This window comes from Cellulomonas terrae (assembly GCF_007990265.1).
In the GTDB taxonomy this organism is placed as follows: domain Bacteria; phylum Actinomycetota; class Actinomycetes; order Actinomycetales; family Cellulomonadaceae; genus Cellulomonas; species Cellulomonas terrae.
Genome location: NZ_BJWH01000001.1, coordinates 274,471 through 291,449 on the forward strand (window position 1 = coordinate 274,471; position 16,979 = coordinate 291,449).

Below are 16,979 nucleotides of genomic sequence, written 5' to 3' on the forward strand. Positions count from 1 at the left end.
CAATCCAGACTGACACCATGGCCGACGACCTCTCCGCCCAGCTCCGCACGACCGACCCCGCGGTCGGGCTGCGGGCGGTCGGCGCGCTGCGACGGCTCGCCGAGCAGGTGGAGGCGCAGCAGGTCGCCCTCGCGCGCGAGCAGGGCTGGTCGTGGGAGCAGATCGGCGACGCCCTCGGGGTGGCCCGGCAGTCGGTGCACGCCAAGTACGGGAAGTAGGCCCATGTTCGATCGACTCACCCCCGCCGCCCGCGCAGCCGTCGCCGCCGGGGACGACGAGGCCGCCCTGCGCGGGGACCGCCGCGTCGGCACCGACCACCTGCTCCTCGGCCTGCTGCACGACCGGGAGATCGCCGACCTGGTGGGCGTCGACGTCGAGACGGCACGGTCCCGGCTGCGCGCGCTCGACGAGACGGCCCTCGCCGCGCTCGGCATCACGAGCCCCGACCTCGGCGGCGCCGTCGCCATCAGCCGTCGCAGCGCACGGCAACCGACGTCCGGGTTCCGCGCGGTCCTGCCGCTCGCCTACACCCTGGCCGCGAACGAGAGAGCACGCCGCGTCACCCCGCGGCACCTGCTGCTCGCACTCCTGACGCGCGACGAGCCGGACCCGGCGGCGACGCTCCTGGCCGCGCTCGAGGTCCGCCCCGCCGACGTGCGCGCACGGGCGGCCCGGACATGACGCGACCCCGGACCGCGCAGGTCCGGGGTCGTGTCGCAACGTGGCGGGTGAGGGATTCGAACCCCCGTAGGCGTTGCCAGCTGATTTACAGTCAGCCCCCTTTGGCCACTCGGGTAACCCGCCGGGGATGCCTGCCGAACGAGCCGACGCCCCAGGGGCGAACGCGCGTGCAGCGTGCGGGTGGAAGGATAGCAACACCCGGGCGGTGCTAGCGAAACGCCCCAGCGACCAGACCCGCACCCGCGGGCAGCAGGAGGAGAACCATGGCGAGCGAAGCCTCGTTCGACGTCGTCAGCAAGGTCGACCGCCAGGAGGTGGACAACGCGCTCAACCAGGCCAGCAAGGAGATCGCCCAGCGGTACGACTTCAAGGGCGTGGGCGCGTCGATCGCCTGGAGCGGCGAGAAGATCCTCATGATCGCCAACTCGTCCGAGCGTGTGCTCGCCGTGCTCGACGTGTTCCAGACCAAGCTGATCCGCCGCGGCATCTCGCTGAAGTCGCTCGACACCGGCGGCGACGACGGCCCCGAGCCCAAGCCGTCCGGCAAGGAGTACCGCCTCGAGGCGCTCATCAAGGAGGGCCTCAGCAGCGAGACCGCCAAGAAGGTCGCCAAGATCATCCGCGACGAGGGCCCCAAGGGCATCAAGACGCAGATCCAGGGCGACGAGCTGCGCGTCACCGGTAAGAGTCGCGACGACCTGCAGGCGGTCATCGCGCTGCTCAAGGGCGCCGACGTCGACGCCGACCTGCAGTTCACCAACTACCGCTGAGCGTCCTGCTCAGTAGCGCGTGATGCCGTCCTGCGGGCCCGCCTGGGCCTGCAGGCGGGCGATGCGGTCGGCCATGGGCGGGTGCGTCGAGAAGAGCCGGGCGAGGCCTGCGCCCCGGAACGGGTTCGCGATCATCAGGTGCGAGACGTCGACGAGCTCGCGGTCCTGCGGCAGCGGTCGGGCCTTGGTGCCCTGCTCGAGCTTGCGCAGCGCGGAGGCCAGGGCGAGCGGGTCGCCGGTCAGCCGGGCGCCGTCCTCGTCGGCGTCGAACTCGCGGGTACGGGTGATCGCGAGCTGGATCATCATCGCGGCCAGCGGGGCGAGGATCGCGAGCAGCAGGCCCGCGATGGGGTTGCCACCGCGGTCGCGGTCGCTGCCGCCGCCGAAGAAGAGCGCGAACTGCGCGAGCGACGTGATGACGCCGGCCACCGCGGCGGCCACCGACGACGTGAGGATGTCGCGGTTGTAGACGTGCATGAGCTCGTGGCCGAGGACGCCGCGCAGCTCGCGCTCGTCGAGGATCTGCAGGATGCCCTCGGTGCAGCAGACCGCGGCGTTCTTCGGGTTGCGGCCGGTGGCGAACGCGTTGGGGGCGGCCGTCGGCGAGACGTAGAGCCGCGGCATCGGCTGGCGGGCGGCGGTGGAGAGCTCGCGGACGATGCGGTACATGGCCGGCTGCTCGATCTCGCTGACCGGGCGGGCGCGCATCGCGCGGATCGCGATCTTGTCGGAGTTCCAGTAGCTGTACGCCGTCGCGACGAGACCGATCACGGTGAACAGCAGCAGGAACTTCGGGGTCCCGCGGCCGAGCAACCAGCCGATGCCGAGCAGGACGGCCCACATCACGCCGAACAGCGCGGCCGTCTTCAGTCCGTTGTAGTGCCGGTGGCCCATGGATGCTCTCTCTCGTGACTGCTGTGCACCGGTGGAACGCTCGTGGGAGAGCACCGGTTCCCTCGTATCCTGACCCCACGCCCGCCCCGAGACCCTGGAGCACGCCGTGCGCAGATCCCGATGGACCACCCTCGCTGCCCTCGTCGCCCTCACGCTCGCGGCCTGTGCACCCACCGACGACACCGGCTCGTCCGACGACGCGACCGCCGGCGCGCTGCCCACGGTCACGGACGGTGTCCTGACGATCGCCACCTCCGACCCCGCCTACGAGCCGTGGGTGGTCGACAACGACCCGACCACCGGTGAGGGCTTCGAGTCCGCCGTGGCCTATGCGGTCGCGGACCAGCTGGGCTTCGACGAGGACCACGTCGAGTGGACCGTCGCCAGCTTCGACCAGATCATCGCGCCGGGTGCGAAGGACTTCGACTTCGCGATCAACCAGGTGTCGATCAGCGACGAGCGCAGGGCGAACCTGGACTTCTCGTCGCCGTACTACACGACCTCGCAGGCCGTCGTGACGCTCGAGGGGGCAGCCGGTGCGGACGCGACGACGCTCGCCGACCTCAAGGCGCTCAAGATCGGCGCGATGGTGGGCACGACGAGCCTCACCGCCGCCCAGGAGACCATCGACCCGACCACGCCGGTGTCGCCGTTCAACGACAACGACCAGGTCAAGCAGGCCCTGACCGCCGGCCTCGTCGACGCGATCGTGGTGGACCTGCCGACCGCGCTGTACATCACGGCGGCGGAGCTCGACGGCGGGCTCCTGCTCGGCCAGCTCCCGGACAGCGCGGGCGGTGACCAGTTCGGGCTCGTGCTCGACAAGGGCAGCGCGCTGACCGCCGCGGTGACCGACGCCGTCGACGCCCTGAGCGAGGACGGCACCCTGGGCGACCTCGAGGCGGAGTGGCTCACCGACGCCGCGGGTGCTCCGGTCCTCCAGTGAGCTGGGTGCCCTCCGAGCGCCAGCAGGAGCGGGACGCCTACCGTCGCAGCCGCGCGCACCGGTCCACCGCGCTGGCGGTCGTGTCCACCGTCGCGCTGGTCGCGGTCGCCGTCCTCGCACTGACGTCCTCCCCGGGGTGGCCGCGCGTCAGGGCGTCGTTCTTCGACTGGCAGGTCGCGCAGGAGTCGTTCCCCGCGATCCTGCAGGGGCTCTGGCTGAACATCCGGGTCATGGCCGTGAGCGCGGTCCTCATCGTGATCGTCGCGATGGGGCTCGCGCTCGCCCGCACCCTGCGCGGCCCGGTGTTCTTCCCCGTCCGGGCGCTGGCCACCGGGTACGTCGACGTGTTCCGCGGCCTGCCTCTGATCCTCGTCCTGCTGCTCGTCGGGTTCGGGCTGCCCGGGCTGCGGCTGCAGGGCATCCCGACGTCCGCGGTCGCGCTGGGCACGCTCGCGCTCGTGCTGACCTACTCCGCGTACGTCGCGGAGGTGTTCCGCGCCGGGATCGAGTCGGTGCACCCCTCGCAGGTCGCCGCCGCGCGGTCGCTCGGGCTGACCCGCGCGCAGGCCATGCGGCACGTTGTGCTCCCCCAGGCGGTCCGGCGCGTCGTCCCGCCGCTCCTGAACGACCTGGTCGCGCTGTCCAAGGACTCCGGGCTCATCTCGATCCTCGGGGCCATCGACGCCGTCCGCGCCGCCCAGATCGAGACCGCGCGCTACGCCAACTTCACGCCGTACGTCGTCGCCGGGGTGCTGTTCGTCGCACTCACCATCCCGCTGACGCGGTTCACCGACGTCCTGGCACGGCGCTCCGGCTGGGTCGGGGCCCAGAGCACGCTCGCCGGCGGCGGGGCGCTGCGATGAGCCCGGGACGCCTCAAGGACCCGAGCCTGCGGCACCCCCCGAGCCTCGGGCGCCCGCTGCTGTCCGTCCGCGGGGTCCGCAAGGCGTTCGGGGAGCACGTCGTGCTCGACGACCTCTCCCTCGACGTCCACGCGCACCAGGTCGTCGTGCTCATCGGCGCGTCCGGCTCCGGCAAGTCCACCCTGCTGCGATGCATCGACCTGCTCGAGGACGTCGACGACGGCGTGATCGAGCTGGAGGGGCAGGACATCACCGACCCCCGGCTGGACGCGAACGCCGTGCGCGCCCGGATCGGGATGGTGTTCCAGGCCTACAACCTGTTCCCGCACCTGCGCGTGATCGACAACGTGACCCTCGCGCCGCGACTGGTGCACAGGACGCCGCCCGAGCAGGCGCGGGCCGACGCGCTGGCCGTGCTCGACCGGGTCGGGCTGGCCGCCAAGGCGCAGGCGTTCCCCGACGAGCTGTCCGGCGGTCAGCAGCAGCGCGTCGCGATCGCCCGCGCCCTCGTCGCCAAGCCCGCCGTCATGCTCCTCGACGAGGTCACCAGCGCGCTCGACCCGGAGCTCGTCGGCGAGGTCCTCTCGCTGCTGACCGAGCTCAAGGCGACCGGGCTGACGATGGTCGTGGCCACCCACGAGATGGGCTTCGCGCGCGAGGTCGCCGACGAGGTCTGCTTCCTGCACGAGGGCCGCGTGCACGAGCGGGGCACGCCGGCGCAGGTGCTGGAGAACCCCCGCGAGGAGCGCACGCGCGAGTTCCTCCGCCGCATCACGGGCTGAGCCCGCCGCACGACCCAACAACGTCCGAGGACGTGCGCGCCATGGCGGGCACTGCCTCGGACGCAACGGGTGGTCAGACAGCGACGTCCGAGGACGTGGTCGCCGCGGCGCTCACGTCCTCGGACGTCGCAGTCCAGCCAGGGTCAGCTGCGGCCCAGCGAGATCGACACCATCTCGTCGCGCGGGACCAGCTTCACGCGCTCGCGGCCGTGCGGCTCGCCCAGCGAGCGCTCGTACGCGTCGAGGAGCTCCCAGCCCTGCCACGAGATGACGTCGACGCCGCGGCCCCGCAGGAACTCGGTGACCGCCTCGGGGTCGCGGTCGGTGGCCGTGTAGAACGCCTCGCCGGCCGCGGCCACGTCCTCGCCGAGGTGCCGGATGGTCTCCGACGCGTCCGACTTGGTGTGCCCGATGAGCCCGACGGGACCGCGCTTGATCCAACCGGTCGCGTAGACGCCCGGGAGCTGGTCGCCGTCGACGTCGACCACGCGGCCCTCGCGGTTGGGGATCACGCCCGCGACGTCGTCGAACGGGATGTCCACGAGCGGCGAGCCGAAGTAGCCGACCGCACGGTAGACGGCCTGCACGGGCCAGTCGTGCGTCTGCCCGGTTCCCGTGACGTTGCCGTCGCCGTTCAGCGCGGTGCGCTCGGTGCGGACGCCGACGACGTGCCCGTCCTCGCCGAGGATCTCGACGGGCTTGTGCAGGAAGTGCAGGTGGATGCGCCGGCTCGCGGTGTTCTCCTCCGGCTCCTTCAGCGTCCAGTCCGTGAGGGTCTTGACGACCTGCTTGGTCTGGTTGGACGAGTGGATGGCCGCCATCGACCCCTCGTCGAAGTCGAAGTCCTCGGGGTAGACGATGACGTCGACGTCGGGGACGTGACCGAGCTCGCGCAGCTCGAGCGGCGAGAACTTCACCTGCGCGGGGCCGCGGCGCGCGAACAGGTGCACGTCGGTGACCGGCGAGGCCTTGAGGAGGTCGTAGACGTTGGCCGGGACCTCGGTGGGCAGCAGGTCGTCGGCGTGCTTGGCCAGGATCCGGGCCACGTCGAGCGCCACGTTGCCCGCGCCGAGGACGGCGACGTGCTGGGCGGTCAGCGGCCAGGTGCGGGGGACGTCCGGGTGCCCGTCGTACCAGGACACGAAGTCGGCGGCGCCGTAGGAGCCCTCGAGGTCGATGCCCGGCACCGGCAGCGCCGCGTCGCGGATGGAGCCCGTGGAGAAGATGACGGCGTCGTAGAACTGGCGCAGGTCGTCGAGCTTGAGGTCCGTGCCGTAGTCGACGTTGGCGAGCAGGCGGATGTCACCGCGCTCCAGCACCTTCTGCAGGGCCACGATGATCTGCTTGATGCGCGGGTGGTCCGGCGCGACGCCGTAGCGCACGAGGCCGAACGGCGCGGGCAGGCGCTCGAAGAGGTCGATGCTGACGTCGAGGTCGGTCTTCGACAGGATGTCGGCGGCGTAGATGCCGGCCGGGCCTGCGCCGACGACGGCCACTCGCAGAGTCGGGGTGCTCACGGGACGCGGGTGCCTTCCGATCAGGGGAGCCCTGCGGGGAGGTGCGTCAGGCCGGGTGCGGGCACGACCGACGGCACCGTGCAGGACTGTGCTCAGGGCCAGTGTAGGACCGGCGGTGAGGCTGACCTTCCTTGCGCGCCAGCATCTGGACACTCGTGAGACGACGAGAGGGGTGGCGCCGCACACCTCCACGCGCTCGACGCCACCCCCGTCCGCGGTCCCGGGCGCCGTCCCGACGGAGGGACAGCGCCCGGGACGTCCTAGCCGCGCCAGGTGTCGGTCAGGGTGAGGACCCCGCTGGCCGGCACCGTCGCGGTGCGGTTGGACCCGGTCTCCCAGGTCACCGCACCGTTCGACTCCTTGCGCACGTACTTGTACTGGACCACCGTCCCGGCCGGCAGCGTGACCGCAGCCCGCCACACCGGGTAGGCGGCCGACGACAGCGCGACCGCGTTCGCCGGGTTCCAGCTGCCCAGCTCCGCCCGGTCACCGACCACGAAGACGTTGTGGCCCCAGGACGTCGTGGCACTGACCCCGAAGGAGATCTGCGAGCTGGTCGTCGGGGTCGGTGTGGGCGTGGCCGTGCCCCCCGCGAGCTGGCCGACGTGCAGGGCGACCGAACCGTTGGCCGGGACGGTGAACGTCGCCGAGCCGCCCGACGCCACGGTGACCGTGGTGCCGGAGCACCCGCCGCTGGTGGAAGCCCCGCTGATCACGTCGCAGTAGCGGCCCGCCGGCAGGGACGTCTGGAACGTGCGCTGGAGCGCCGAGCCGTTGCGGTTGAGCGCCACGTACCCGAGCGACCCGCGTCCGTACGCCAGCCGCCCGCCGTCGCTCCACACGTTCGTGAGGGCCGCGGTGCCGACGGCGTTGCGGAAGCCGACCATGTGCGCGGTCTCGTTCCAGCGGTGCGCGCACGTCCAGGTGCCCTGCCCGCACACGGCGTCGTTCACCTTGCCGTTGCTCTGCTGCGGCGCCCCGGCGTCGTTGCTGCTGAACGCGTAGCCGGAGTAGACCGTCGGCCAGCCGTACGGGTAGCTCAGGGCGAACACGTTGGCCAGGCGGTAGTCGGAGCCGTTCTTGTAGCTCAGCGTCTCGCCGTTGCGCTCGGTGTCGTGGTTGTCGACGAACACCGCGGCCCTGTCGGTCGGCAGCAGCCAGGACTGGTCCTTGAGACCGCCGAGCGAGGACAGGTTCCCGCTCTGGAACACCGACTTGAGGTGCCGGGAGTAGTTGAACTCGTTGGAGTCGCCGGAGCCGAAGTACTCCGCGGGCTGGATCGGCTCGCCGCCGCCCGCGATCACCTCGTGCTCGATGTAGACGCTCTGGTCGCTCAGCTTGCCCTTGATCGCCTCCAGGTCGCCGGCGGCGATGTGCTTGGACGCGTCGACCCGGAAGCCGCGGACGCCCAGCGAGATGAGGTCGTTGAGGTAGGCCGCGATCTCCGAGCGGACGTAGTCGCTGCTCGTGTCGAGGTCCTGCAGACCGACCAGCCGGCAGTTCTGCACCTGGTACCGGTCGTGGTAGCTGCTGATGTTCGTCCGGCAGCCGTGGAAGTCCTGCGGGCCGTAGCCACCCTCGGGTCCGGGATAGCGCTCCTCGGAGTACGCGGTGCCCGCCCAGCCGGTGCCAGCGCTGGTCTGGCCCGACATGTGGTTGACGACGACGTCCGTGATGACCGACACGCCGGCCGCGCGGCAGGTGTCGATCATCGCCTTGTACTCGGCGCGGGTGCCCAGCTTGGACGCGACCTTGTAGCTGACGGGCTGGTAGGACGTCCACCACTGGCCGGAGAGCACGACGTGCTCGTTGGGCGGGGAGGTCTGGACGTAGCCGTACCCGGCAGGGCCCAGCTGGGTGGTGCACTCCTGCGCGATCGCGTTCCAGGTCCACTGGAACAGGTTGGCGGCGGGGCGCATGGTGGCCGGTGCGGCGGTGGCGGTCTGGGCGGCCGTGAGCCCGGCGGCGGTCAGGCCCGCCAGGGACAGGACCGCGGCCAGCAGGGCGCCGAGCGCGGCTCGGCGTGGGCGGGTGGGTTCGGTCGACACGTGGTGCACTCCTCGCGGTGGGGCCGACGTCGTCGTCGGGCCGCTCGCGGTCACCGCATCGTCGCGATGACCGGCCTGCCTCCGCACGACGCGCACCGGGTGGTGGCGGCGCGCGGCCCTGCGGGTGGGACCGGCGGACCGACCCCGAGGAGGTGTACCGACCGCCAGGATCCCTGGCGGAGGGCGCGCTGCACCGGCACCGCACGGCGTGAAACACGCCCTGCAACGTCGATGCAAGTTGCTGCAATCGGACACTAGGCGAGGCGTCACCCACCGTCAACCGGGGACCTTAGGCTCGACCGGTGCCCGACTCCCCCGCCACCCGCCGGCCGGTCGTCGTCCCCATGGACGGGCTCGGCCTCGCGACGGGCGTCGGGGCCTACGTCCTGTGGGGCCTGCTCCCGCTCTACTTCCCGCTGCTGCAGCCGGCCGGTGCGGTCGAGATCATCGCGCACCGCGTGGTGTGGTCGCTGTTGTTCTGCCTCGCCCTGCTCGCCGCCACACGGACCTGGGGCGCCTTCGTCACCGCGCTGCGCAACCGCCGCACGCTCGGCGTCCTGGCCGTCGCCGCCGTGCTCCTCGCGATCAACTGGCTCGTCTTCGTGTTCGGCATCCTCACCGACCGGGTCGTCGACGCCGCCCTCGGCTACTACATCAACCCGCTGGTCACCGTCACGCTCGCCGTCGTCGTCCTGCGCGAGCGGCTGCGGCCCGTGCAGTGGGTCGCCCTCGGGTTCGGGGCCGCCGCCGTCGCGGTCATCACCGCCGGCTACGGACAGCTGCCGTGGATCGCGCTGGTCCTCGCCTGCAGCTTCGGGTTCTACGGCCTCATCAAGAACCGCGTCGGGCGCACCGTCGCAGCCGTGCCCGGGCTCGCCGTCGAGACCCTGGTGCTCGCCCCCGTGGCCCTCGGCTACCTGGTCTGGACGAGCGCCGTCGGCCAGGGCACGTTCGAGACGGAAGGTGCCGCGCACGCGCTGGTTCTCGCGTCGTCCGGCGTCGTCACCGCCATCCCGCTGCTGCTCTTCAACTCCGCCGCCCGCCGCCTGCCCCTGTCCATGCTCGGGATGCTGCAGTACATCGCCCCGACGCTCCAGCTGCTCATCGGCGTCCTGGTCCTGGGCGAGCAGATGCCCGCCGCACGCTGGTGGGGGTTCGCGCTGGTGTGGACGGCGCTCGCCATCCTCACCGTCGACGGCGTCCGCACGAGCAGGGCGCATCGGCTCAGCCGGCGCGCCTCCGAGGTCAGCGGGCGCTGAGCGTCGCGTCGAGGACGATCGCCGTCACGTTGTCGTGCCCGCCCGCCGCGAGCGCAGCCGCGACCAGGCGGTCCGCCGCAGCCTGCGCCTCGTCCTCGGCACGCAGCTCGGCCTGGATGCGGGCGTCCGACAGCTCGTCCGTCAGCCCGTCCGAGCACACGAGCATGCGGTCCCCCGGGCTCACCGGGAGCAGCCACACGTCTGGCTCGACCTCCGACGCACCGCCACCGAGCACCCGCGTCACCACGTTCCGACGCGGGTGGTGCTGCGCGTCCGCGGCCCGCACCAGGCCACGCTCGACCAGCTCCGCGACCTCCGAGTGGTCCCGCGTCACCTGCTCGAGCACCCCGCCGGCCATCCGGTAGGTGCGCGAGTCGCCCACGTTCAGCACCAGCCAGCACGGGGTCTCGCCGTGCGTCGTCACGACGACCCCCGTCACCGTGGTGCCGGGCCGCCGGCCCGTGATCGACGGGAGGTCCCGCACCGCCGCGTGCGCTGCCCGCACGTACGACCGGACGTCCGCGGGCGTCGGCGTCCCGTCACCCAGCCCCCGGAGGGCGTCGATGGCCGTCCGGCTCGCCACCTCACCTGCCTCGTGGCCGCCCATGCCGTCCGCGACGAGGTAGACACCGTCGCTCACCGAGACGCTGTCCTCGTTGCGCGTCCGCCGGGCCGTCTCCGTGGCGACGCCGACACGGAGGCTCACGCGGGAGTCGGTCATCGCGTGGGGCTCCGGTGCGTCATCGGCGTCCTTCGGGTGCGTCGGGCGTGGGCTGCCCGACGTGAGTCGACGGTCAGCATAGCCAGTCGGACAGGTCGTGACGCCAGGCGCCTGTGGGGCGTGACCTGCGGTCCCGCCGGTCGTGACCGGCCGTGCCCGACCCGCAGCGGTCAGGCGGCGCGGTCCACGAGGGCGTCCGCGAACGAGACGAGCGCGTCCTTGACCGGCCCCGCGGGGAGCGGGTCCAGCTCGCGGACCGCTGCCTGGGCGAGCGCCACGGCGCGGGCGCGCGTGTCCGCCACGACAGGGTGCTCCCGGAGCGCGGCGACCGCGGCCGCCAGGTCGTCGTCGCCCGACAGGTCCCCGTCGAGCAGCGCGACCAGCCGGCGGTCCTCGTCGGAGGAGCCCTCCTGCGCGGCACGGGCCCGCAGGAGGAGCGCCGGCATCGTCGGCACGCGCTCCCGCAGGTCGGTGCCGGGGGTCTTGCCGGTCACGTCGCCGTCCGAGGTCAGGTCGATGACGTCGTCGGCCAGCTGGAAAGCGACGCCGATCTTCTCCCCGAAGCCCGTGACGGTGGCGACGACGTCGGGTCGGCAGCCCGCGAACATCGCCCCGAACCGGGCCGACGTGGCGATGAGCGACGCCGTCTTGTCCGCGAGCACCTGCAGGTAGTGGGCCACGCGGTCGTCCTCGGGCCGCGGGCCGACCGTCTCGTGGAGCTGGCCCAGGCAGAGCCGCTCGAACGTGGCGGCCTGGATCCGGACCGCGTCCGGCCCGAGACCGGCGACCGTCGCCGACGCACGCGCGAACAGCAGGTCGCCGGTGAGGATGGCGACGGAGTTGCCCCAGACCTCGTGAGCCGCAGGCGCACCCCGCCGCAGCGGCGCGGAGTCCATGACGTCGTCGTGGTACAGGGTGGCCAGGTGCGTGAGCTCGACGACGACGGCGGCGTCCACCACCTCGCGGCGAGAGCCGTCGCCCAGCTCGGCGGCGAGCAGGGTCAGCAGCGGGCGCAGTCGCTTGCCGCCCGCGTTGACCAGGTGCCGCGACGCGTCGTCGGCCAGCGGGTCCACGTTGGTCACGGCGTCGCGCAGACGCTCCTCGACCAGCGCGAGCCGCGCGGCCAGCCGGTCGGCCAGGTCAGGGTCGGCCAGCGGGAAGGCCGTCGACGAAGTCACGGCTAGAACCTATCCCGGCGCAGCGATCTCGCCGGACAGGACGACGTCACCGCGTCACAGCGTCATGCCAGGAACGTCGCCACGGACGCGATGAGGTCGAGCACCGGCGACGGGAACACGCCGAGGACGATCGTCACGAGGGCGCAGACGGCGATCGCGACCACGGCGAGCCCCTCGGTCCCGACCACCGTCGTCGAGACCGTCGAGCGCGCCTGCACGACCGGCTCCGCCTCGACGGCGACCGCCGAGTCCCCGCCGAGGGCGAATCCCTCCGCCGACGGAGCCAGGGACGACGGCCCCGTGCCCTCGTCCTGCGCCCCGGCGGGCTCCGTGAAGAACATCAGCACGATGATCCGCACGTAGAAGAACACCGCGACGGACGACGCCAGCACGCCGATGAGCGCCAGCGGCCACGCGCCGCCCTCGACCGCCGCCGAGAACACGGAGAACTTCCCCGCGAAGCCCGCGGTCAGCGGGATGCCCGCGAAGGAGAGCAGGAACAGGGCGAACGTCAGGGCGAGCAGCGGGTGCGTCCGGCCGAGACCGGCCCACTGCGACAGGTGCGTGGCCTCGCCGAGGACGGGGCCGTTCCCCTCGGGGTCGTCGGGCCTGCCCGCGCGCTCCCGCACGAGCCAGACGATGCCGAACGCGCCGACGGTCGCCGCCCCGTAGACGAGCAGGTAGAACAGCACCGCGACGATGCCGGCCTCGTTCAGCGCGATGATGCCGGTGAGGATGAACCCCGCGTGCGCGATCGAGGAGTAGCCCAGGACGCGCTTCATGTCCGTCTGGACCAGCGCCGCGACCGTGCCGACGACCATCGTGAGGATGGCGACCGTCCACAGCAGCACACCGAGGTCCCACGCCATGCCGGGCAGCATCGTGTAGACGACCCGGAGCAGCGCACCGAACGCCGCGGCCTTCGTGCACGCGGCCATGAAACCGGTGATCGGGGTCGGGGCGCCCTGGTAGACGTCGGGCGTCCACGTGTGGAACGGGACGGCGCCGACCTTGAACAGCAGGCCGGACAGGATCAGCACCGAGCCGACCAGCAGCAGTCCGTCCATGCCGCCCGGGACCTGGGTGGCCTCGGAGATCTCCGAGTACCGCAGCGACCCCGAGTACCCGTAGACCAGGGCGATGCCGAAGAGCAGCAGGGCCGAGGAGAACGCGCCGAGCAGGAAGTACTTCATCGACGCCTCCTGCGAGAGCAGGCGCCGGCGGCGGGCCATGCCCGTGAGCAGGTAGAGCGGGAGGGAGAGCACCTCGAGCGCGACGAACAGCGTCAGCAGGTCACCCGTGGCGGGGAAGATCAGCATGCCGCCGGTGGCGAAGAGCACCAGCGGGTAGATCTCCGTCTGCTGCACCCCCTTGCGGCGCGCGAGCTCCTCGTAGTCGGAGCCCGGCACGGCGGCGGCGTTGGGCGCGAACGCGTCCTCCCCGGTCTCCGTGCGGTCCGCGATGATCAGCAGCGAGACCAGCGCGAGCAGCGCGATGGTGGCCTGCAGGACCAGCGTCGGCCCGTCGACCAGCAGGGAACCGCCGAGCACGACGGTGCCGCCGGACGCCTCGACCCCGTTCCACAGCGCGGCGACCGCGATGACGGCCCCGGCCAGCGCGGCGACCGCGAGGGTCAGCTGGACCGTGCGGCGTGCCCGGGCGGGCACGAACGCCTCGACGAGCACGCCGACCACGGCGGCGAGCAGCACGATGACGACCGGGCTCAGCGCGGCCCAGTCGACCGTCGGTGCGACGAACTCGGTCATCGGTCGCTCCCTTCCTCAGTGGCTGCGGTGGCGGGCAGGTCCTGGACGCCGACCTGGTCGAGCGTGACGCTCGCCGGTGGGCGGACCAGGTCGAGCGCCGGACCCGGGACGAACCCGAAGACGACCATCAGGGCGAGCAGCGGCGCGACGACCCACCGCTCCCGCGTCCCCGCGTCGACCATGCCGGCCAGCTCGGGGCGCTCGGGACCGGTGAACATCCGCTGGTACGTCCACAGCACGTAGATCGCCGCGAGGACGACACCCAGGCTGGAGACGACCGCCGCGGCCGGGTGGCGGGCGAACGTGCCGACGATCACCAGGAACTCGCTGACGAACGTCGACAGCCCGGGCAGCGACAGCGCCGAGAGGCCCGCGACGAGGAACGTGCCCGCGAGCACGGGCACGATCTTCTGCAGCCCGCCGAAGTCCGCGATCTGCTGCGACCCGCGCCGGGCGACCAGGAACCCGGCGATGAGGAACAGCGCGGCGGTGGAGAGCCCGTGGTTGACCATGTAGAACGACGACCCCGCGACCGACGTCGACGTGAACGCGAAGATGCCCAGCACGATGAACCCGAAGTGCGACACGGACGTGTACGCGATGAGCCGCATGAGGTCCTTCTGCCCGATGGCGAGCAGCGCGCCGTACAGGATCGAGATCACGGCCAGCACGATGACCACCGGCGCGGCCCAGCGGGACGCGTTCGGGAACAGCGGCAGGCACAGCGTGAGCATCCCGAACGTGCCGACCTTGTCCAGCACGCCGACCAGCAGCGTCGAGGTCCCCGCGGGTGCCTGCTGCGCGGCGTCCGGCAGCCACGTGTGCACCGGGAACATCGGCGCCTTGATCGCGAACGCCAGGAAGAACGCGCAGAACATGAGCTTCTCGGCGGTCGGGTCCAGCGTGAGACCCGTGAGGTTCTCCGTGAGGAAGCCCTGCGGCCCGCCCGGCCCCTGCAGGTACAGGGCGATCACGGCGACCAGCATGATCAGGCCGCCGGTCAGCGAGTAGAGCAGGAACTTCACGGCCGCGTAGCGCCGCTGGGCACCGCCGAACAACCCGATCATGAAGTAGACCGGGATGAGCATGGCCTCGAACAGGACGTAGAAGAAGAACACGTCCCGGGCCGCGAACACGGCGACGATGAACGCCTCGAGGAGCAGGACGAGCGCGAGGTACCGGCGCAGCTGGTCGGTGGCCACGGTGAGGCTGCCCTGCTCGCGCCAGGCGGCCAGGACCACCAGCGGCACGATCAGCACCGACATGAGCACGAGGATCAGGCCCACGCCGTCGACACCGACCGCGTAGGACACCCCGAAGGCGGGGATCCACCCGTGCACCTCGAGGAGCTGGACCTCACCGGCGGCGGCGACGTCGAACGCGGTGAGCGCCACGACGCCCAGCGCCAGCTCGAGCAGGGAGACGCCGAGCGCGACGGCTCGGGCGCGTCCGGCAGGGATCGCCCACATCGCGACCGCGCCCAGCAGGGGCACGACGATCAGGGCGGTCAGCCAGGGGAAGGAGGACGACATCACTCAGTGCTCCTTCAGCTCTGCACGAGCAGGACGACGACGACGAGGACGACCAGGCCGAGCAGCATCGAGGCGGCGTAGGACCGGACGAAACCGGTCTGCAGACGCCGTACCCACCCGCCCAGCAGGACCGTGGACAGACCGACGCCGGTGACGGTGCCGTCGATCACGGTCCGGTCGGCGTACACCAGCGAGCGCGTGAGCGCCTGACCGGGCTCCACCAGGGCGATGTCGTTGACCGAGTCCTGGTAGAGGTCCACGCGGGCCGCCCGGGTGAGCGCGGTGCCCACCGGCGGCACGACGGGGACCTGCGAGACCGCGTACCGGCGCCAGGCGATCACCACACCGAGGAGCACCAGCGCGAGCGTCAGGACGGTGATCACCCAGATCGGCAGCACCGGCTCCTCGTGCTCCGCATGCCCGAGCACCGGCTCCAGCCACTCGACGAACCGCCCGCCCGAGTTGAGGAAGAACCCGAGCCCGACCGACCCGACGGCCAGCACGATCATGGGCCAGGTCATGAGCTTCGGGGACTCGTGCGGGTGCTGGGCCGACCCGTCGCGCTTGGTGGACCAGCGGCGCTCGCCCTCGAAGGTCATGAAGAACAGGCGCGACATGTAGAAGGCGGTGATCCCGGCCGCCAGCATCGTGACGGCGCCGAACACCCAGGCCCGCCACGGGGCACCGTCGACGGGCACGAACGCGGCCTCGATGATCTTGTCCTTGCTGAAGAACCCGGAGAACGGCGGGATGCCGATGATGGCGAGCCAGCCGGCCATGAACGTCAGCCACGTGATCGTCATGTACCGCGCGAGCCCGCCGAACCGGCGCATGTTCACCTGGTCGTCCATGCCGTGCATGACCGACCCCGCACCGAGGAACATGCCGGCCTTGAAGAAGCCGTGGGTGATCAGGTGGAAGATCGCGAACGCGTACCCGACCGGACCCAGCCCAGCGGCCAGGATCATGTAGCCGATCTGCGACATCGTCGAGGCGGCCAGCGCCTTCTTGATGTCGTCCTTCGCGCACCCGACGATCGCCCCGAACAGCAGCGTGATCGCGCCGACGATGACGACGACGAGCTGGGCCGTCGGCGCCGCGTCGAACAGCGGTGCGGACCGCACGATCAGGTAGACACCGGCGGTGACCATGGTGGCGGCGTGGATGAGCGCGGAGACCGGCGTCGGACCGGCCATCGCGTCGCCGAGCCAGGACTGCAGCGGGAACTGCGCCGACTTGCCGCACGCGGCCAGCAGGAGCATGAGGCCGATCGCGGTGAGCGTCCCCTCGCTCGCTCCGCCGTCGGCGCCGCTGAGCACCGTCCCGAAGTCGACCGCGCCGAAGGTCGCGAACATGATCCCGAGCGCGATGATCAGGCCCAGGTCACCGATGCGGTTGGCGACGAACGCCTTCTTGGCGGCGACCGCGTACTCGGTGTTGTAGTTCCAGAACCCGATGAGCAGGTACGACGCCAGACCGACACCCTCCCAGCCGACGAACAGCAGCAGGTAGCTGTCGGCCAGCACGAGGATCAGCATCGCCGCGACGAACAGGTTCAGGTACGCGAAGAACCGCCGCCGGTCGACGTCGTGGTCCATGTAGGCCACGGCGTAGACGTGGATGAGCGTGCCGACGAACGTCACCAGCAGCACGAACGTCATCGACAGCGGGTCCAGCCGCATGCCGGCGTCCAGCTGGAACGCTCCCGCGTCGATCCACGTCCCGAGGGAGACGTCGATGACGCGCGAGTCCGCGGAGCGCTGGAGCATCGTGACGAACACGATGGCGGCCACCACGAACGACGCCGCGGAGGCGAGCACGCCGAGCCAGTGCCCCCACCGGTCGGACCGACGGCCCGCCAGCAGCAGCACCGCCGCGCTCAGCAGCGGGAGCCCCACGAGCAGCGGCGCGACGAGCAGCACGCCGGCGCGCACGGTCTCGCTCGCCGGGGCGAGAGTGTCCGTGCCCACGACTGCGGGCACGCCAGCAGACATGAGAGTTGTCAGGGTGTGCACGTCGCCC

The 16,979-nt window shown here is 71.8% G+C and carries 15 protein-coding genes and 1 tRNA gene; 7 read left to right on the forward strand and 9 right to left on the reverse strand.

Features of this window, described 5'->3' with window-relative positions; translation table 11 throughout:
* The first annotated feature begins 17 nt into the window (after positions 1-17).
* Positions 18-218, forward strand: a complete 201-nt coding sequence (locus CTE05_RS01340) for a helix-turn-helix domain-containing protein (protein ID WP_055912090.1) — start codon at positions 18-20, stop codon at positions 216-218.
* A 4-nt stretch (positions 219-222) separates the two neighbouring features.
* Positions 223-681, forward strand: a complete 459-nt coding sequence (locus CTE05_RS01345; protein ID WP_146844306.1) for a Clp protease N-terminal domain-containing protein — start codon at positions 223-225, stop codon at positions 679-681.
* A gap of 41 nt (positions 682-722) precedes the next feature.
* Here the strand turns inward: CTE05_RS01345 and CTE05_RS01350 are convergent.
* Positions 723-804: transfer RNA gene (locus CTE05_RS01350), tRNA-Tyr, on the reverse strand.
* A gap of 140 nt (positions 805-944) precedes the next feature.
* On the opposite strand from CTE05_RS01350, the gene CTE05_RS01355 reads away from it, so the two are divergent.
* Positions 945-1,451 (forward strand): YajQ family cyclic di-GMP-binding protein, encoded by a 507-nt coding sequence (locus CTE05_RS01355; protein WP_056023313.1) that lies wholly within the window; start codon positions 945-947, stop codon positions 1,449-1,451.
* 9 nt (positions 1,452-1,460) lie between these two features.
* On the opposite strand, the gene htpX is transcribed toward CTE05_RS01355, so the two are convergent.
* Positions 1,461-2,345 (reverse strand): zinc metalloprotease HtpX, encoded by an 885-nt coding sequence (gene htpX, locus CTE05_RS01360; protein WP_146844307.1) that lies wholly within the window; start codon positions 2,343-2,345, stop codon positions 1,461-1,463.
* 106 nt (positions 2,346-2,451) lie between these two features.
* On the opposite strand from htpX, the gene CTE05_RS01365 reads away from it, so the two are divergent.
* From CTE05_RS01365 to CTE05_RS01375, 3 genes are read left to right on the forward strand one after another with little or no spacing between them, the layout of a single operon-like run.
* The gene (locus CTE05_RS01365) at positions 2,452-3,291 is read left to right on the forward strand and encodes an ABC transporter substrate-binding protein (RefSeq protein WP_146844308.1); all 840 of its coding nucleotides are present in this window, start codon (positions 2,452-2,454) and stop codon (positions 3,289-3,291) included.
* Positions 3,288-4,154, forward strand: a complete 867-nt coding sequence (locus CTE05_RS01370) for an amino acid ABC transporter permease (protein ID WP_246123181.1) — start codon at positions 3,288-3,290, stop codon at positions 4,152-4,154. The genes CTE05_RS01365 and CTE05_RS01370 overlap by 4 nt, the downstream gene beginning before the upstream one ends.
* Positions 4,151-4,936: an amino acid ABC transporter ATP-binding protein gene (locus tag CTE05_RS01375; protein ID WP_146844310.1), complete on the forward strand. Its 786-nt coding sequence runs from the start codon at positions 4,151-4,153 to the stop codon at positions 4,934-4,936. Before CTE05_RS01370 ends, CTE05_RS01375 begins: the two co-directional genes overlap by 4 nt.
* 143 nt (positions 4,937-5,079) lie before the next feature.
* Here CTE05_RS01375 and CTE05_RS01380 read toward each other — a convergent pair whose 3' ends face one another.
* Positions 5,080-6,453: an FAD-dependent oxidoreductase gene (locus CTE05_RS01380; RefSeq protein WP_146844311.1), complete on the reverse strand. Its 1,374-nt coding sequence runs from the start codon at positions 6,451-6,453 to the stop codon at positions 5,080-5,082.
* Between the two features lie 260 nt (positions 6,454-6,713).
* The gene (locus CTE05_RS01385) at positions 6,714-8,501 is read right to left on the reverse strand and encodes a carbohydrate-binding module family 20 domain-containing protein (protein WP_146844312.1); all 1,788 of its coding nucleotides are present in this window, start codon (positions 8,499-8,501) and stop codon (positions 6,714-6,716) included.
* A gap of 344 nt (positions 8,502-8,845) precedes the next feature.
* Here CTE05_RS01385 and rarD point away from each other — a divergent pair, with 344 nt between their 5' ends.
* Complete coding sequence (gene rarD, locus CTE05_RS01390) at positions 8,846-9,760, forward strand: EamA family transporter RarD (protein WP_146844475.1); 915 nt, start codon at positions 8,846-8,848, stop codon at positions 9,758-9,760.
* On the opposite strand, the gene CTE05_RS01395 is transcribed toward rarD, so the two are convergent.
* The 5 genes from CTE05_RS01395 to nuoL all read right to left on the reverse strand — a co-directional run bounded on the left by CTE05_RS01395 (position 9,747) and on the right by nuoL (position 16,972).
* Positions 9,747-10,466: a PP2C family protein-serine/threonine phosphatase gene (locus CTE05_RS01395; RefSeq protein ID WP_246123182.1), complete on the reverse strand. Its 720-nt coding sequence runs from the start codon at positions 10,464-10,466 to the stop codon at positions 9,747-9,749. The genes rarD and CTE05_RS01395 overlap by 14 nt on opposite strands.
* A 185-nt stretch (positions 10,467-10,651) precedes the next feature.
* Positions 10,652-11,659: a polyprenyl synthetase family protein gene (locus CTE05_RS01400; RefSeq protein ID WP_146844314.1), complete on the reverse strand. Its 1,008-nt coding sequence runs from the start codon at positions 11,657-11,659 to the stop codon at positions 10,652-10,654.
* A 62-nt stretch (positions 11,660-11,721) separates the two neighbouring features.
* The gene (nuoN, locus tag CTE05_RS01405) at positions 11,722-13,425 is read right to left on the reverse strand and encodes an NADH-quinone oxidoreductase subunit NuoN (RefSeq protein WP_146844315.1); all 1,704 of its coding nucleotides are present in this window, start codon (positions 13,423-13,425) and stop codon (positions 11,722-11,724) included.
* The gene (locus tag CTE05_RS01410; RefSeq protein ID WP_146844316.1) at positions 13,422-14,957 is read right to left on the reverse strand and encodes an NADH-quinone oxidoreductase subunit M; all 1,536 of its coding nucleotides are present in this window, start codon (positions 14,955-14,957) and stop codon (positions 13,422-13,424) included. Before CTE05_RS01410 ends, nuoN begins: the two co-directional genes overlap by 4 nt.
* A 14-nt stretch (positions 14,958-14,971) precedes the next feature.
* Positions 14,972-16,972: an NADH-quinone oxidoreductase subunit L gene (gene nuoL, locus CTE05_RS01415; protein ID WP_443092658.1), complete on the reverse strand. Its 2,001-nt coding sequence runs from the start codon at positions 16,970-16,972 to the stop codon at positions 14,972-14,974.
* Between the last annotated feature and the right edge of the window lie 7 nt (positions 16,973-16,979).

Bases quoted from the DNA above. Each gene is read 5' to 3' on its own strand.
- CTE05_RS01340 (WP_055912090.1), top strand. From the start codon at position 18: ATGGCCGACGACCTCTCCGCCCAGCTCCGCACGACCGACCCCGCGGTC.
- CTE05_RS01375 (WP_146844310.1), top strand. From the start codon at position 4,151: ATGAGCCCGGGACGCCTCAAGGACCCGAGCCTGCGGCACCCCCCGAGC.
- htpX (WP_146844307.1), bottom strand. From the start codon at position 2,345: ATGGGCCACCGGCACTACAACGGACTGAAGACGGCCGCGCTGTTCGGC.
- nuoN (WP_146844315.1), bottom strand. From the start codon at position 13,425: ATGACCGAGTTCGTCGCACCGACGGTCGACTGGGCCGCGCTGAGCCCG.
- CTE05_RS01345 (WP_146844306.1), top strand. From the start codon at position 223: ATGTTCGATCGACTCACCCCCGCCGCCCGCGCAGCCGTCGCCGCCGGG.
- CTE05_RS01410 (WP_146844316.1), bottom strand. From the start codon at position 14,957: ATGTCGTCCTCCTTCCCCTGGCTGACCGCCCTGATCGTCGTGCCCCTG.
- CTE05_RS01355 (WP_056023313.1), top strand. From the start codon at position 945: ATGGCGAGCGAAGCCTCGTTCGACGTCGTCAGCAAGGTCGACCGCCAG.
- rarD (WP_146844475.1), top strand. From the start codon at position 8,846: ATGGACGGGCTCGGCCTCGCGACGGGCGTCGGGGCCTACGTCCTGTGG.